Source organism: Priestia sp. ST2 (assembly GCF_055810735.1).
Map to the genome: position 1 here is coordinate 62,316 of NZ_JBVVNT010000003.1, position 14,548 is coordinate 76,863.

Genomic DNA, 14,548 nt, shown 5'->3' on the forward strand with positions numbered 1-14,548 from the left:
CTCCTGCTTTTTGAAAACAAACTTTATTTTATAAAACACCTGAAAATAAGCGTGCAAATGACTCTTTCGAACGTTCTACTAAGCTTCGCTTGTAAAATGCTACTGGTTTGATCAAATGACTGTCTTCAATATCTTCTTCGTAATTTTTGATGAGCGTTTGAATCGTCTCTCCTTCAATTAAAAATGCATTAACTTCAAAGTTCAGATGAAAACTTCTCATATCCATATTTGCAGTACCGACCGAAGCCATATCTCCGTCTATAATCACAATTTTTTGATGCAAAAACCCTTTTCTATACGAATATACTTCAATTCCACATCGAAGAAGTTCAGCAAAATATGACCTAGTTCCATATTGAGTCAGAAAGCCATCATTAATTTCGGGTACCATAATCCGTACCTCTACACCTTTTCTAGCCGCAATACGAAGGGCGGTTCTTATGGCTTCATTTGGAACAAAATAAGGAGTTGAAATCCAGATTGATTTCGTCGCGCTTGTAATCATAGTATAGTAATAATCACTCATATTTTCCTGCGTATCGGGCCCTGTCGCCACCACTTGCACAAAGCCTTCTCCTTCGACAGGATGAGGCTTTGTATACGCTTCATCGTTAATTAAGCATTCTCCAGAAACGTATTCCCAATCGAACATAAAGATCGAATGCAAGGTTTGAACAGATTCTCCTTTTAGCATCAGATGAGTATCTCTCCAAAAACCAATTTTTTTGTTTTTTCCTAAATACTCATCCCCAACATTCAATCCCCCTACAAAACCTACTTCCCCGTCAATTACGACTATTTTACGGTGGTTTCGAAAGTTGAATTTTTGATTGAAAAATCCATACTTAATAGGTAAGAAAGGATGCACTTTAATATTCGCTTTTTTCATTCGTTTAATATCTGAACCCGATAGTGTAAAACTTCCCATTGTATCGAATGTAAAGCGCACTTCTATACCTTCGCTTGCTTTTTTTATTAAAATATCAATGATTTCTTTTCCTAGAGAATCTGAGTGAAACATATAGTATTCCATATGAATAAACTGTTTTGCTGATTGCAAATGCTTTTTGATTTCATTAAACGTTTCTTGCCCGTTCTTAAGGACGTAGGTTTTTGTATGAACATTCATCTTTGTCAAAGATACACATTGAAGATACTGAGCAAAGTAACGCTGATGCGACTGAAGCGGCGATAGATCAGGCGTCGTTTCTTTGTCTGCCATCTTTCTAAGCATTTCTCGGTTATGCATACGCTTTTTTTTAAACATATGCCCCTTTAAATAGAGCTGTCCTGAATACAAATAAAAGAAAAAACCTGCAACAGGGAAGAAAAAGAGGACATACATCCAAACCAACGTACTTTCAGGCGTTCGATTTTCAAGCATAAGTGAATACATACAAATGAAAATGATGACACCATATAATCCAACTAAGGCATACTTCCAATGAACATCAATAGAGGTAAAAAAGAAAGCATAAATGGAAAGTAAAATAATAAATAAAAAAATAAAGTCCAACCGGCGTTTTTTCATAAAAGCTCTCCTAAAAACAAACTGTATTGTATCACTTGTCTATCTTTCATATGAGGTAGTATATGGAATACACAGAATTCTTATCATGCATGCTACATAAATTGTACATATATTTGCACAAAAAGCAGTTTAGCCGCTTAAGCAACTAAACTGAACTACCTTAGACAAGCATCATTCATATACCTATACCCTGGATGGTAAAACAAAAAACCTCCTTACGGGGAGGTTTTTTGCTTCACACGCATGACGATGTCTTTTTATAAGTTGGTATAACCGGACTCTTTTTCTTTTTTAGGCCAAACGAAATTAGAAAGAGATAATAAGAAATCAATTCCTACAATAACTGTCCAAAATTCCACTACATTTTGCAGCACGTTGGTTTTTCCATTTGGTACTATATACATCATCGCCGCTAAAAGAGCTGCTCCAATAGCGTAAGCAACAAGATGCTGTAGCCATGACTTAAAATAATGCTTTGCATATTCTTTTCCATAGCGCCTACGGGGTTTTTCTCCGCTTTTCATCACATAATATTGAAAGCGTTCGTCTGCCCATTGAATCATACTTTTTCCAAAAGCGATCGAAATTCCAATATACACGGCTGCAATAGCGTGAGCATAGGTCGCTGTAGCACCTCCGTAAAGGTCTACGCTCGTCACAATCAGAAGAAAAAAATCAACAACAGGTGTTAGAGCTAAAATAAAAAAACTGAGCTTTTGTTTTTTAAACATATACCTTGCTGCTAATCCTAAAATGATGACTATCCAAAAAGCGATTTCACATGCAATAATCATCCAGGCTATTAAGTTCAAATAATCCCCTCTCTTCCTCTCGTTCAACGAATAGACAATTGGTTTTAAGTGAAAAATTTTTATGCATAAGTTTATTTTTATGTATATACATCCTGCTTCATAACCTTACGGCTTATTCCATCCTCAGCTGAGTTCTAAAATTCGTTGAATCGTATTTGCTAGGCGGATCTTTTAAATCGATATCTATAATATTCCCAGCTCATTCCTACCCCGACTCCAATCGAATAAGCCAGTATATCGCTCCATAAGAAGCCATACCCCAGAATGAGCCCTCCTAGCGCAGTCTTTCTTATGTCATCAATCCACCGAGCGTGATACAACTGTGTAAATTCAATGAAGTAACAAAACACTATAGCAAACATACCAGTCATTTTTATCCTCCATGCAGGAAACAAAAAACCCGCGCTGACAAAAATCATTAAGGCCCATAACGAATCTCCCGCATATATATTTACGATGTGAGGAAGATACGCGGTAAGTTTTCTTGATAAAAGGCCTGCTCCCATGATCACAAAAGCTAGAAGAAGATATACCCATCTATTTCTTTTATTCATTTCAAACTCCTTTTTTCTTCTTAAATACTCCGTAGCAATAAGCCTTCACTGTATAATTTTATCAGAACCGCAGACTGTTAAATACCGCTTTTTTTCATTTTTTACAGCTTCCCCCTACATATATATGACAACTGTCATGGTTTCTATATGACACGTATGTCTTAAATAGTCAGAAAAATCTCTTTATACTGAGGGTAATATACGGTGATGAAAGGAATTTCATATGACTATACAAAAACAAAAGAATTTACGAAAACAAGTTGCACCTTTTGAAAAAGCAGTAATGAAAGACAGCATAAGACAATTGATTAATACTTTTTTACCTTTTTTCACACTGTGGTTTCTCGCTTATGAGAGCCTTTCAATTTCTTATTTTTTAGCATTTCCGCTAACTGTTATCGCAGCAGGATTTTTAGTAAGAATATTCATTATTTTTCATGACTGTTGTCACTACTCTTTCTTTAAAAGTAGACAACACAATAAAATTCTCGGAACCATTACCGGTGTCTTAACGATGTTCCCTTACAGTCAATGGGGACATAGCCATGCAATTCACCATGCAACAAGCAGCAACTTAGATAAAAGAGGTACGGGTGACATTTGGGTGTTAACCGTAACAGAATATAAAGAAGCTTCTATTTGGAAAAAAATCGCTTACCGTATCTATCGCAATCCGTTCATTATGTTCGGCGTGGGACCTATATATGTATTTTTGATTACAAACCGATTCAATCAAAAAAATGCGAAGAAACAAGAAAGAATGAATACGTATCTTACAAATGTATTGATCGTTGCATTAGCAGCAGCGACCTGCTGGTTGGTAGGGTGGCAGGCGTTCCTATTAATTCAAGGACCGATTTTCTTCATTTCAGGTTCAATTGGAATTTGGCTGTTTTATGTACAGCATCAGTTTGAAGATTCTTATTTTGAAGAAGATGAGCACTGGGATTATGTAAAAGCTGCCGTTGAAGGAAGTTCATTTTACAAGCTTCCAAAACTATTGCAATGGCTAACAGGCAATATTGGGTTTCACCATGTACATCATTTAAGCCCAAGAGTGCCAAACTATAAGCTTGAAGCTGTTCATCAACACACGCAGCCTCTTCAAAATGTACCAACCATTACACTCGCAACAAGTCTTCGCTCTCTTCGATTCCGTCTATGGGATGAAGAAAACAAAATGTTTGTGAGCTTTAAAGAAATAAAAACACGCTCAGCTGCACCAAAAGCAAGCAGAATGTCATCTCAAACAAAAGCAGAACTTTAATAAAACAAAACAGTCAAGCTTTCAAAAGCTTGACTGTTTTATCTATCTCTCTAAACTTATTTCGTTCTACTTTGTGGTAAACTAATAGTGTATTTTAACAAGTAAACGAGGTTCTTTATGAAAAAATATACGTTTTTCCAAAAAATCACTGGGCTATCTCCCTACATATGGACGGTATTTGTCATTCTACCATTTTATTTTATTTTACAGTCTTCATCCATGAATCACATTATTGTTGGTTCGTTACTCACCATCTTATTTTTTATTTTCTATCGTTTTGCGTTTGTTTCAACAGGCAAGTCCGTTTACGTATGGACGGCTTTGTTAATCGTTATTTCCTTAGCCCTGACAACTATTTTCAATTATATTTACTTTGCCTTTTACTTTGCTTTTTTTATCGCTTATTTTATTGGAAATATCCAAAAACGACTCGCTTTCTTCACTTTGTATGCTGTTCATTTAATTAGCACCGTTATTTCGGTAAACTTTAACGTTGTTATGCAAGAAGAGATCTTTTTAAAACAGCTGCCTTTCATTTTTGTAATTTCCATCAGTGTGATTGTACTGCCATTTAGCATTTATAATCGGAAGAAGCGAGACCGGCTGGAAGAACAGCTTGAAGATGCAAATAAACGTATTTCTGAGCTTGTAAAACAGGAAGAACGCCAGCGGATAGCTCGCGATCTGCACGATACGTTAGGACAAAAGCTGTCTCTTATCGGTCTAAAAAGTGATTTAGCAAGAAAACTTATTACAAAAGATCCTGAAAAAGCAAAATCAGAATTAAAAGATGTCCAGCAAACAGCGCGCACGGCTCTTAATGAAGTGAGAAACATGGTTTCTCAAATGCGTGGAATCCGCCTTAGTGAAGAACTAAAACGCGTTCAAGAGCTTTTAGAAGCTGCCGAAATTAAGTTTGTAGGAGAAGAGGGCATTTCATTAGAGAATGTGTCGTTGCTAATTGAAAATATTCTTAGCATGTGCTTAAAAGAAGCAGTAACCAATGTGGTCAAACATAGTCAAGCCACCGTTTGCACGATTACTTTACATCAGTCTGCAAAAGAAGTAGGCATAACGGTAGAAGACAATGGAGTTGGTATTAATACGAAGAAAACCTGCTGGAAAGGAAACGGTCTTTTAGGAATGAAAGAACGGCTGGAGTTTGTAAACGGCCATCTTGATATCTCCAGTCAAGGGGGGACGATTATTCATATTACAGTTCCAAACATCGTTAAACATATTAAGGAGGAACAATTATGATTCGAATTGTTATTGCCGAAGATCAGCAAATGATGTTAGGGGCTTTAGGCTCTTTGTTAAATTTAGAAGATGACATGGAAGTTGTCGGAAAAGCTTCAAATGGGGAACAAGCGGTATCACTTGCTAAGCAGCACCAGCCAGATATATGCGTAATGGATATCGAGATGCCTCTTAAAACTGGGCTTGAAGCTGCAGAGGAACTGAAAGATTTAAACTGCAAAGTCATCATTTTGACAACGTTCGCTCGCTCCGGCTATTTTCAAAGAGCTTTGAAAGCAGGCGTAAGCGGATACTTGCTAAAAGATAGTCCGAGTGAAGAACTCGCAAATTCCATTCGAAGCGTGATGGCAGGCAGACGCCTCTATGCTCCAGAATTAGTGGATGACTTATATAGTGAATCTACCAGTCCTCTTACAGCTAGAGAGAAAGAAGTATTAGCTCTAGTAGCTGATGGAAAAAACACAAAAGAAATTGCTGACGAACTATCTATTAAGACTGGAACGGTGCGCAATTATATTTCTACCATTCTGGACAAACTCGAAGTAAAGAACCGCATTGAAGCCATTACTCGCTTTAAGGAAAAAGGCTGGTTCAAATGAAAAAAGCATGCATCAAACCGAGATGCATGCTTTTTAATCATTTGGCAATTTATCGTACCCTAATTTGTCGATGATCACAACATGCTCGGGGAATTCATCAAGCAGCTGCTGTTTTGTGAATAATTCAAAGTCACGGAAATCAAAACCTGGTGCGACCATGCATCCAACGAGAGAAAACGTATTCTCATTTGCCACAGAGGAACCAAAAATCGTATCTCTTGGAACTAAAAATTGAGGAACTTCTCCATTTTCTAAGTTTGTACCTAGTTTTACTTCTTGATAGGTTCCGTCGCGGTAAATAATATGAATGGTTAAAGGACTTCCCCCATGATAGTACCATAGTTCATCTGATTGCAGCCGGTGGAAATGCGATACATCTTGAGACCTTAATAAAAAGTAAATACTCGTGTATAGAAATCGTTTATCATCAAACTGCGATGACACTTCTTTATCAGAAATTTCATCATTGGAGCGATAGGTTTGTTTATAAAACCCTCCTTCTGGATGAGGCTGAAGCTCGAGCTTTGAAATCCAATATTCCCACTTATGTAAATCCATTACGTTCCTTCCCTTCCTTTTTCTTTTATCATTAACTACATCATAGTAAATCATTCTTTCTAACACAACAAACGGCTTCATTATTCCATCAGGAAAAATGAAGCCGCTACCACTGGTATTTTATCATTACATCCTACCCTTTCTGTTAGCACGGTTATATCTATACCTGCTAGAATGGCAGCGATGAAATAAATATGTCATATACAAATCTAACTGAAATCGATCTCCCTCAATGAAACATTGAAACGGCTGTTCTCTGCCTTGATCATTTTTTGCAGATGAACGCTGCTTAAACGGGACAATATTCATCTCTTTTCCCCCTCAGACAAATGTACTTTCTAGTGTAAATGCTGATGACAAACGTAATATTTTTTGATAAAAGTGAGGGCTGCCTGTGCATCTTGAATGCCAAGCTTTTTACAAACGCCAGCTAACATGAGCAGTTTGTACATAACCAGCTTTTGATTATTTGTTGCCAGTACGTAATAAACAATCGTATTAGCAACTGCCCGCGGTAATCTTATTTTTTTCAACTCATATAGCGCAGCAGACGAAGACATGCCTGCTTCAGTTAAAATCTGCTCAGTTGTGTACGTCTCCAAATAGCGAGCAAGCTTTCTTTCTTTATCGTTAAATATACCTTTAGAATCGTTCATTTTCTCTCCCTCTGTTATTTTAATAATCCATTAAATGCTGCATTAATTAGCCATAATGCAATAGCTCCCCCTGATAAATAAGTGCTGAGATAGAATAATAATTCCATATACCTCCCTCCCATTTCTATCTTACCCCTTCATTTCCCTAGCTGCAGTGATATTCATCACAGGTAAAAAGTGTATTGTTGAGCTACTGAATAGCTCCGCAAAAGAGCTCGTGAGAAAGATCCCACGAGCTGCTTAGTTAGCATTTTCATTTTCGGATAAAGCGTTTAAAAATCATAATAATTAATAATACCACTACAATAACAAGCAAAAATTTCAACATGAGTTGTCCATCCCTTCAAATCAGTAAATCATCTTTCATTAGTAAGTAGTTACCCTGTTTCGTTTTTTATAAACTGCTTACCTACTTATTTCATGCCAAAAATTATATAATAGTAGAAAACCATCTAAAATAGCCCTACAAGTAAAACATAAATGGGAGTATAACCATGACTGACTATCTTCAAACATTTCTGCTTGAACATTTAGAAGCAGCTGGGTTTATCAGCATTCTCTTGAACATTCTTATTAGCATTACGGGCGTATTTCCAAGTGCACCCCTTACGTTCGCAAACGTAAAATTATTTGGTTTTTGGAACGGATTTTTACTTTCTTTTATTGGAGAAGTTTTAGGTGCAGCTCTCTCTTTTTGGCTGTATCGAAAAGGTTTCCGTACACTTGTTCATACAAAAACACTTTCTCACTCCAAGTCGCTGAAACTGCTGCGCGTACAAGGGAAAGAGAGTTTTGTATTGATTCTTTCTTTGCGTTTACTTCCCTTTGTTCCATCAGGCCTCATTACATTCTTCAGCGCTGTAGGAAAAGGCTCCTTTGCGGTATTCATTTCTGCTAGCGCACTTGGAAAAATTCCAGCGCTTTTTATTGAAGTTTATTCGGTTTATCATCTTTCACAAGGATCTATGCAAGGCAAAATCATTTTAATGGTTTTATCCATCATCTTACTTTTTTATATAAGTAAAAAATGGAAGAAAAAAGCTTAACGGATTATAAAAAGGGAAGACTATCTAAAGATAAGCAAAAACATTATCTTATGTAACTGTAATAAGATAACGTATTGGAGATGGTCCATTGATTTTTCTGTTAGTTTCTGGAAGTATCATTATTCCTATTATCATGCTCTTTTTCTCACTCAAATGGAAAGGAGCAGAGCTAGTTTTTAATACGCTAGCCCTTCTTTCAGCGCTAGTATTTGGAAATATAGCCGCTGCTTCTATCTATCGTATCTTAAAAAACCATACTGTTTTTATGACGAGCATCCATGCAATCTTTTTAAATTCAGCTTTTTTATTAACCGGGGCATACCTTGGAATCTATGTATTGTATAAACTGTTAGCTCTGACCTTAAATGTAAAACAGCGTACTATGCAAAAATAGTACGCTGTTTTAAAATGCAGTTTATTTTATGATTCCAGTTGGTATGCATAAAGGTGAACCATCAACCGGATTTTGAATGATAGTTGAAGATAAATTAAACACATCTCTTATCATTTCTTCTGTAAATACTTGAGCAGAAGAACCTTCTTTGTAAATCTGGCCGTTTGAAATACTGATTAAATGGTCTGCATAGCGAGCTGCTTGGTTTAGATCGTGTAAGACCATCACAATTGTACAATTTCTCTTTTGGTTTAAAGAACGAAGAAGTTCAAGCACTTCAATCTGATGAGCTAAATCTAAATATGTGGTAGGCTCATCCAAAAGTAGAAGCTCCGTACCCTGTGCTAATGCCATTGCAACCCAGGCCCTCTGACGCTGCCCTCCAGAGAGAGCATCCAGTGTACGATGACTTAAATCAGACAGTTTGGTTGCCTGTAAAGCCTCCTCTACAATTTGATGATCTTCAGCAGAATAGCGAGCAAATAAGCCCTTATGAGGGTGACGACCGTAATAGCAAAGCTCTTTTACTGTTAAATCTTCAGGAGCTTCAGGAGCTTGAGGCAAAATAGCCAGTTTTTTTGCTACTTCTTTTGATGAATGACGATGAATATCTTTTCCATTTAAATATATACTTCCTTCTGTAGGCTTTAATAAACGAGCCAATGAACGAAGGATTGTTGACTTTCCAGAGCCATTTGATCCAATGATTATACTTACCTTTCCTTCTGGAATGTGAAGGTCAATATTATGAATAACTGAAGTTGAATCATATGATAGTGAAAGCTTTTCAGCAGTTAATTTTGTCATTACTGTTCCTCCTTTCCTCTATTTTTTCTGTTCACGGCGCAGTAAATATAGAAAATAAGGGGCGCCAATAACAGCTGTTACAATTCCAGCTGGAATCTCAACGGGCGGCATAACCCCTCTTCCTAAACTGTCAGCAATTAGCAGGAATAAAGCACCTACTGCTGCTGAAACTGGTAACAAGAACTTCGAACGGCTTCCTACTAGCCTCCTACCAATATGAGGAGCAATTAAACCAATAAAACCAATTGACCCAACCACAGCTACAGATAACCCTGCCAATATCACAGCCATACTCAATAGTGTATAACGAACGTATGTTGTTCGCTCTCCTAAGCCAACTGCAATCTCATCCCCTAAGTTTAAAATGTCGAGCTTAGATGCAAATATAATAATAACAGGCACGAGTACAACACAAGGAATTAACATCCCAAGCTCACTCCAGCCTCTTCCCCATAAACTTCCTGTGAGCCAAAGAAGAGTTGTATTCACGTCATCTGGAAACTTAATCATAAAATACTGAATTCCAGCCTGACAAATAGCTCCTAACGCTACGCCAACTAAAGCCAGCGTATGAGGTTTAGCCCCTTGAGAGTAGGAAAACACCATAAGTATAACGGCTATAGCTGCTGCTCCTAAAAAAGCTGAAAGTGGCAGCAGAAGCACAGAAGCAGTTGGAAATACAATTAAGATAAAAACGGCGAATAGCCCCGCTCCTTTTGTGACACCGATAACATCGGGAGAAGCTAGTGGATTTTTTAATATCCCTTGCAAAATTGCTCCTGCTACTGCTAAAGCCGCACCTACAACAATAGCAATGAGGGTGCGTGGAATACGATAATTCGTTAAAATAAATGAACTCCCTTGAGAACTTCCAATTATTTGCTGAAAAATTTCTCCCGGGGAAATATAAACGGCTCCTATCCCTAAGCTAATTACAATCGTAATTATTAAACCTAACAATAAGATACTTAACATTTGATAAGGGTGTTTTCTTTTCATTGCTTAATATTCCTCCCCTTTCTAGCAAGGTATAAAAAGAAAGGCGCTCCAATAAGAGCTGTTACAATCCCTACTGGCGACTCAAAAGGATATGCAATGAAACGAGACAGTACATCAGCATAAACAAGCAAAATGGCTCCTAATATAGCTGAAAATGGCAAAATTCGCTGGTAGTCTCCTCCTACCAATTTTCTAGCTATATGAGGTACAATGAGACCTACAAATCCAATTGGCCCCGCAACGGCAACAGATGCACCGGCGAGCATAATGACTAGTATACCTGCAAAAAAGCGAATCCATTTTACCTTTTCTCCTAATCCTGTTGCCATATTTTCTCCTAATACTAGGATCGATATAGAGCGAGATGATCCAAAAGCTAGGAGAAGACCTAGAAACGACCAAGGTAAAAGAATTTTCACATGAGTCCAGTCTTTCCCGTTAATAGAACCTACAAGCCAATACAAAACGTCCGTAGCTTGTTCATTTAGCACAATTACTCCTTGAGTAAGTGACGATAAAAATAAATGCACAGCCATTCCGGCAAGTGCTAGTTTCACATGAGTTATCTTTCCGCCCGATGCGAACAAATAAACAGTTATTCCTCCTAAAGCTGCCCCTAAAAAGGCAATATAAACAGTTGATTGAGAGGTAAGGTCAGGAAATAAAATAAAAGCTATTACAATCGCTAATGAAGCACCAGCATTTACTCCAAACACTTGGGGTGAGGCAAGCGAATTTCGTGTAATAGCTTGCATCAATGCTCCAGCAACTGCCAAGCTGGCTCCAATAAGAGCTGCCAGCACAGCTCTTGGCAGTCTAAGCGTCTGTACGATTGTTGTCTGCTTAGAGTCATCAGGCGCAAAAATTGCCTTAATTACTTCTGTAAAGCTGACAGCAGAAGATCCCACAGCCACATGCAAAATCATTCCAATGATTAACAAACAAACGCTAGCTACCAACACAATGTATTTATTCATTTTTTGCTTTTGGACAAGATTTGTCATTTCCAACACACTTTCTACAGTTTTCTTTTCTAAACAAATAGAAGCAAGAATAGAATAACTATTCTCGCCTCTTTGTCAGACTCTGTTATGTTACTGCTGCTTATTGTTTAGTAACTTAACCGTATCTTTTCCAATTGCCTCAGCTGAAATCACTCCTCGGAATCTTGTCCATAAATCACGGTCTACTACAAAAACTTTATCATTTTTAACAGCTTTTAAATTTTTCCAAAGAGGATTTGTTTTCCATTCATCCGTTACAAGTTTACCTTCGTTATTTGCTAGGATTAAAATATCTGGATTAATGTCTGACAACTGTTCTAAATTCATCTCAGCATATGCTTCTTTGTCTTGTACAGCGTTCTTCAATCCTAGCTTTTCAAGGAACTCTCCGTCATAAGAAGAAGATGTATGCGCTTGGAAAGAAGTATCTCTGACAACTGCTGGTAAGACTGTCTGACCACTTTCTTCTTTTAACTCATTTTTTAATTTTGAAATTGTTTCTTCATGCTCATTTAAGCGCTGTTGTGCTTTTTTTTCTTTTCCTACTGCTTTCGCAATTGTTTTAAATGAATCTATATTTTCTTCATATGTAGATTCACGACTTTTCAATTCAATTGTAGGTGCAATTTTGTTTAATTCTTTATAGATTGCTTTATGACGCTGCACATCGGCAATAATTAAGTCCGGCTGCAGGGAACTAATTACTTCTAAATTTGGCTGTTGACGTGTTCCTACTGAAGTATAATTGATCTTCCCATCTACGAGTTTTTCAATCATATCTTTTTTGTTGTCGTCTGCAATTCCTACTGGCTTCATTCCTAAACCTTGCAAAGCATCTACAAAGGATAGTTCAAGCACAACTACTTTTTTTGGATTTTCAGGAACTTTTGTTTTTCCCAGCTCATGCTGCACAGATATCTTTTGACTATTATCTGAATTTTCTTTTGATGAATTTTGAGTTGACCCGCATCCTGCTAGAACAAATAAAATAGAAACAATAGCAGCTACACTGGCAAGTCTAATCTTTTTAACTTGCTTCATTTTAACGCTTCCTCCTATGTATATACTCTGTTTGACGCTGATAATCATTATCATCAATGTTATCTGTTAATTAAAGGTGCGTCAATAGTTTTCTCGTAATATGGGACATTTCTTGAATAAATAACAGAAGAATCCTTTTAATCCCTTTCTTGAAAAAGCTTTATTCCCTCCCTTTTTTACGATACACTATCTGTAAGTTGACCATATTCAACTTTATTGTACTAACGCACTTTTAAATAATCTTAATTTTGGAGTGAAGATAGTGAATTCGTCTCTATTACAAATGAATACTATATTTATTAGTATTCTCATTGAAGCCCTTCCCTTTGTATTACTGGGCGTGATCATTTCAGGAATTATTCAAATTTTTGTAACTGATGAAATGATGGCTCGAGTTATTCCTAAAAATAAAATAGGTGCTGTCCTATTAGCTAGTGTGATTGGAGCTCTTTTTCCAGCCTGCGAATGTGGAATTGTTCCTATTACTAGACGTTTAATGGCAAAAGGAGTTCCTCTTTATGCTGCTATTCCTTTTATGTTAACAGGTCCTATTATTAATCCAGTTGTTTTATTTTCTACCTTTGTAGCCTTCGGTAATGATTGGAAGATAGTATTGTATCGTGCAGGAGTGGCTTTTATTGTTTCCTTACTTGTAGGTTTCATTTTAAGTTTTCAGTTTAAAACACCTCAGACGAAACGTGAGGTTCACCTGCATACTTCCCCCAAAAAAATGAGTGCGAAGGTTTCAGAAGCTACCCGTCATACTATTGATGAGTTTTTTTCTGTTGGGAAATTTCTGATTATCGGAGGATTAATTGCAGCCGGAATGCAGACGTTTGTTAAGACATCTACTCTATTTTCATTAGGTCAAGGCGATGTTTCATCAAACGCGGTAATGATGGGACTTGCATATGTATTATCGCTTTGCTCTTCTGCAGATGCGTTTATCGCTTCCTCGTTTCGCAGTACGTTTACAGACAGTGCTATTGTTTCATTCTTGGTATTCGGCCCAATGTTTGACATTAAGAATACGCTGATGATGCTAGGCCAGTTTAAGACTAAATTTGTCTTTACACTTTTGGCTTATGTCTTTATTTTAGTACTTATTGTTTCGATCTTAATTGTTCATTAATAAGGAGGGATTTAGCATGATTCGTATTTTAATTTTAATAGGGTTTACGTTCATCTTCATGCACCTTCATGCAACTGGGGATATCTCAAAATATATTAATATGAAATATTCTTGGATTTCATTTGGTACTATCTTTGTACTTTGGTTTTTAACTATCGCAGAATTAATCTTTTACATGATAGGCCCTAAAAAACATGATGATGATTGTAGCTGCGGATGCGCCCATAACCATCAAGAAAGCAAATGGAAACGAAGAGCATGGTACCCAATTTATATTTTACCTGTATTCACTGTCTTATTTTTACCTGTCGCAACTCTTGATTCTAACATTGTTGAAGCTAAAGGATTTCATTTTCCTATTTATGATAAAAAAGATCCTTATTCTTCTCATCAATTTTTACAGCCGGATACAAGTTCTTTTTACGGCGAAGAAGCCTATGACCAAATGATTCATCATGACCTTAAAAAATTTTCTAAAGGAGAGAATATCAACTTAGAAGATGAGGAATTTTTAAATGCAATGGAAACTATTTACCGATATCCTGGTCAATTCAGTGGCAAAACCATTTCATTTAAAGGATTTATGTATCAAACGAAGGAGCTAAAAAAGAATCAGTATTTTCTCTTTCGCTTTGGTATTATTCATTGTATTGCAGATTCAGGGGTGTTTGGAATGCTCATTGAGTTTCCAGATGACGCTGCTTTTAAAAATGATGACTGGGCAACTGTTACAGGTGAAGTCAGTACAATGTATTATCAGCCGTTCAAAAAAACCATTCCTGTTTTGAAAGTAACAAAAGTGAAGCGGGAGCAGGCTCCAAAGGACCCTTATGTATATCGAAATAACCAATAATTAAAAGCCGTTCTTTTAAATAAGAACGGCTTTTT

At 36.8% G+C, this 14,548-nt stretch carries 17 protein-coding genes; 7 read left to right on the plus strand and 10 right to left on the minus strand.

Annotation, left to right across the window (positions count from 1 at the left end; all coding sequences use genetic code 11):
* Nucleotides 1-28: 28 nt before the first annotated feature.
* The 3 genes from cls to AC0KUU_RS12810 all read right to left on the minus strand — a co-directional run bounded on the left by cls (nucleotide 29) and on the right by AC0KUU_RS12810 (nucleotide 2,897).
* Nucleotides 29-1,531, minus strand: coding sequence for a cardiolipin synthase (cls, locus tag AC0KUU_RS12800; RefSeq protein WP_043979361.1), 1,503 nt, complete (start codon nucleotides 1,529-1,531; stop codon nucleotides 29-31).
* A 257-nt stretch (nucleotides 1,532-1,788) separates the two neighbouring features.
* Nucleotides 1,789-2,343 (minus strand): hypothetical protein, encoded by a 555-nt coding sequence (locus AC0KUU_RS12805; protein ID WP_043979363.1) that lies wholly within the window; start codon nucleotides 2,341-2,343, stop codon nucleotides 1,789-1,791.
* Between the two features lie 158 nt (nucleotides 2,344-2,501).
* The gene (locus tag AC0KUU_RS12810; protein WP_043979365.1) at nucleotides 2,502-2,897 is read right to left on the minus strand and encodes a ribosomal maturation YjgA family protein; all 396 of its coding nucleotides are present in this window, start codon (nucleotides 2,895-2,897) and stop codon (nucleotides 2,502-2,504) included.
* Nucleotides 2,898-3,120: 223 nt separating this feature from the next.
* On the opposite strand from AC0KUU_RS12810, the gene desA reads away from it, so the two are divergent.
* The 3 genes from desA to AC0KUU_RS12825 all read left to right on the plus strand — a co-directional run bounded on the left by desA (nucleotide 3,121) and on the right by AC0KUU_RS12825 (nucleotide 6,023).
* Nucleotides 3,121-4,164, plus strand: a complete 1,044-nt coding sequence (gene desA, locus AC0KUU_RS12815) for a Delta(5) desaturase DesA (RefSeq protein WP_043979367.1) — start codon at nucleotides 3,121-3,123, stop codon at nucleotides 4,162-4,164.
* A gap of 117 nt (nucleotides 4,165-4,281) precedes the next feature.
* Complete coding sequence (locus tag AC0KUU_RS12820; RefSeq protein ID WP_043979369.1) at nucleotides 4,282-5,424, plus strand: sensor histidine kinase; 1,143 nt, start codon at nucleotides 4,282-4,284, stop codon at nucleotides 5,422-5,424.
* Entirely contained in the window at nucleotides 5,421-6,023 is a 603-nt protein-coding gene (locus AC0KUU_RS12825; RefSeq protein ID WP_013056197.1) for a response regulator transcription factor, read from the plus strand. The genes AC0KUU_RS12820 and AC0KUU_RS12825 overlap by 4 nt, the downstream gene beginning before the upstream one ends.
* Before the next feature lie 33 nt (nucleotides 6,024-6,056).
* Here AC0KUU_RS12825 and AC0KUU_RS12830 read toward each other — a convergent pair whose 3' ends face one another.
* The 3 genes from AC0KUU_RS12830 to AC0KUU_RS12840 form a co-directional block, all read right to left on the minus strand.
* The gene (locus AC0KUU_RS12830; protein WP_013056196.1) at nucleotides 6,057-6,581 is read right to left on the minus strand and encodes a cupin domain-containing protein; all 525 of its coding nucleotides are present in this window, start codon (nucleotides 6,579-6,581) and stop codon (nucleotides 6,057-6,059) included.
* A 126-nt stretch (nucleotides 6,582-6,707) separates the two neighbouring features.
* A complete protein-coding gene (locus AC0KUU_RS12835; protein WP_029324165.1) occupies nucleotides 6,708-6,890 on the minus strand; it encodes a hypothetical protein in 183 nt (60 codons plus the stop codon).
* Between the two features lie 29 nt (nucleotides 6,891-6,919).
* On the minus strand, nucleotides 6,920-7,237 hold the full coding sequence (locus AC0KUU_RS12840; RefSeq protein WP_013056195.1) for a hypothetical protein: 318 nt from the start codon (nucleotides 7,235-7,237) through the stop codon (nucleotides 6,920-6,922).
* 494 nt (nucleotides 7,238-7,731) lie between these two features.
* On the opposite strand from AC0KUU_RS12840, the gene AC0KUU_RS12845 reads away from it, so the two are divergent.
* Both AC0KUU_RS12845 and AC0KUU_RS12850 read left to right on the plus strand, forming a co-directional pair.
* A complete protein-coding gene (locus tag AC0KUU_RS12845; protein WP_043979372.1) occupies nucleotides 7,732-8,283 on the plus strand; it encodes a TVP38/TMEM64 family protein in 552 nt (183 codons plus the stop codon).
* Nucleotides 8,284-8,371: 88 nt separating this feature from the next.
* Complete coding sequence (locus tag AC0KUU_RS12850; RefSeq protein WP_043979375.1) at nucleotides 8,372-8,677, plus strand: hypothetical protein; 306 nt, start codon at nucleotides 8,372-8,374, stop codon at nucleotides 8,675-8,677.
* Between the two features lie 21 nt (nucleotides 8,678-8,698).
* Here the strand turns inward: AC0KUU_RS12850 and AC0KUU_RS12855 are convergent, their stop codons facing one another.
* The 4 genes from AC0KUU_RS12855 to AC0KUU_RS12870 form a co-directional block, all read right to left on the minus strand.
* The gene (locus tag AC0KUU_RS12855; RefSeq protein ID WP_043979376.1) at nucleotides 8,699-9,484 is read right to left on the minus strand and encodes an ABC transporter ATP-binding protein; all 786 of its coding nucleotides are present in this window, start codon (nucleotides 9,482-9,484) and stop codon (nucleotides 8,699-8,701) included.
* Nucleotides 9,485-9,502: 18 nt separating this feature from the next.
* Nucleotides 9,503-10,483, minus strand: coding sequence for a FecCD family ABC transporter permease (locus tag AC0KUU_RS12860; RefSeq protein ID WP_097823942.1), 981 nt, complete (start codon nucleotides 10,481-10,483; stop codon nucleotides 9,503-9,505).
* Nucleotides 10,480-11,487 carry a FecCD family ABC transporter permease gene (locus tag AC0KUU_RS12865; protein WP_043979380.1) on the minus strand — a complete coding sequence of 336 codons (1,008 nt, stop codon included), beginning with the start codon at nucleotides 11,485-11,487 and terminating at the stop codon, nucleotides 10,480-10,482. Before AC0KUU_RS12865 ends, AC0KUU_RS12860 begins: the two co-directional genes overlap by 4 nt.
* Before the next feature lie 90 nt (nucleotides 11,488-11,577).
* A complete protein-coding gene (locus AC0KUU_RS12870; protein ID WP_043979383.1) occupies nucleotides 11,578-12,528 on the minus strand; it encodes an ABC transporter substrate-binding protein in 951 nt (316 codons plus the stop codon).
* Between the two features lie 262 nt (nucleotides 12,529-12,790).
* Here AC0KUU_RS12870 and AC0KUU_RS12875 point away from each other — a divergent pair, with 262 nt between their 5' ends.
* Nucleotides 12,791-13,660 (plus strand): permease, encoded by an 870-nt coding sequence (locus AC0KUU_RS12875; protein WP_043979385.1) that lies wholly within the window; start codon nucleotides 12,791-12,793, stop codon nucleotides 13,658-13,660.
* A gap of 16 nt (nucleotides 13,661-13,676) precedes the next feature.
* The gene (locus AC0KUU_RS12880; RefSeq protein WP_028408025.1) at nucleotides 13,677-14,513 is read left to right on the plus strand and encodes a TIGR03943 family putative permease subunit; all 837 of its coding nucleotides are present in this window, start codon (nucleotides 13,677-13,679) and stop codon (nucleotides 14,511-14,513) included.
* Nucleotides 14,514-14,548: the final 35 nt, after the last annotated feature.

Bases quoted from the DNA above. Each gene is read 5' to 3' on its own strand.
- AC0KUU_RS12855 (WP_043979376.1), bottom strand. From the start codon at position 9,484: ATGACAAAATTAACTGCTGAAAAGCTTTCACTATCATATGATTCAACT.
- AC0KUU_RS12880 (WP_028408025.1), top strand. From the start codon at position 13,677: ATGATTCGTATTTTAATTTTAATAGGGTTTACGTTCATCTTCATGCAC.
- AC0KUU_RS12830 (WP_013056196.1), bottom strand. From the start codon at position 6,581: ATGGATTTACATAAGTGGGAATATTGGATTTCAAAGCTCGAGCTTCAG.
- AC0KUU_RS12835 (WP_029324165.1), bottom strand. From the start codon at position 6,890: ATGAATATTGTCCCGTTTAAGCAGCGTTCATCTGCAAAAAATGATCAA.
- AC0KUU_RS12870 (WP_043979383.1), bottom strand. From the start codon at position 12,528: ATGAAGCAAGTTAAAAAGATTAGACTTGCCAGTGTAGCTGCTATTGTT.
- AC0KUU_RS12810 (WP_043979365.1), bottom strand. From the start codon at position 2,897: ATGAATAAAAGAAATAGATGGGTATATCTTCTTCTAGCTTTTGTGATC.
- AC0KUU_RS12865 (WP_043979380.1), bottom strand. From the start codon at position 11,487: ATGACAAATCTTGTCCAAAAGCAAAAAATGAATAAATACATTGTGTTG.
- desA (WP_043979367.1), top strand. From the start codon at position 3,121: ATGACTATACAAAAACAAAAGAATTTACGAAAACAAGTTGCACCTTTT.
- cls (WP_043979361.1), bottom strand. From the start codon at position 1,531: ATGAAAAAACGCCGGTTGGACTTTATTTTTTTATTTATTATTTTACTT.
- AC0KUU_RS12820 (WP_043979369.1), top strand. From the start codon at position 4,282: ATGAAAAAATATACGTTTTTCCAAAAAATCACTGGGCTATCTCCCTAC.
- AC0KUU_RS12840 (WP_013056195.1), bottom strand. From the start codon at position 7,237: ATGAACGATTCTAAAGGTATATTTAACGATAAAGAAAGAAAGCTTGCT.
- AC0KUU_RS12845 (WP_043979372.1), top strand. From the start codon at position 7,732: ATGACTGACTATCTTCAAACATTTCTGCTTGAACATTTAGAAGCAGCT.
- AC0KUU_RS12860 (WP_097823942.1), bottom strand. From the start codon at position 10,483: ATGAAAAGAAAACACCCTTATCAAATGTTAAGTATCTTATTGTTAGGT.
- AC0KUU_RS12825 (WP_013056197.1), top strand. From the start codon at position 5,421: ATGATTCGAATTGTTATTGCCGAAGATCAGCAAATGATGTTAGGGGCT.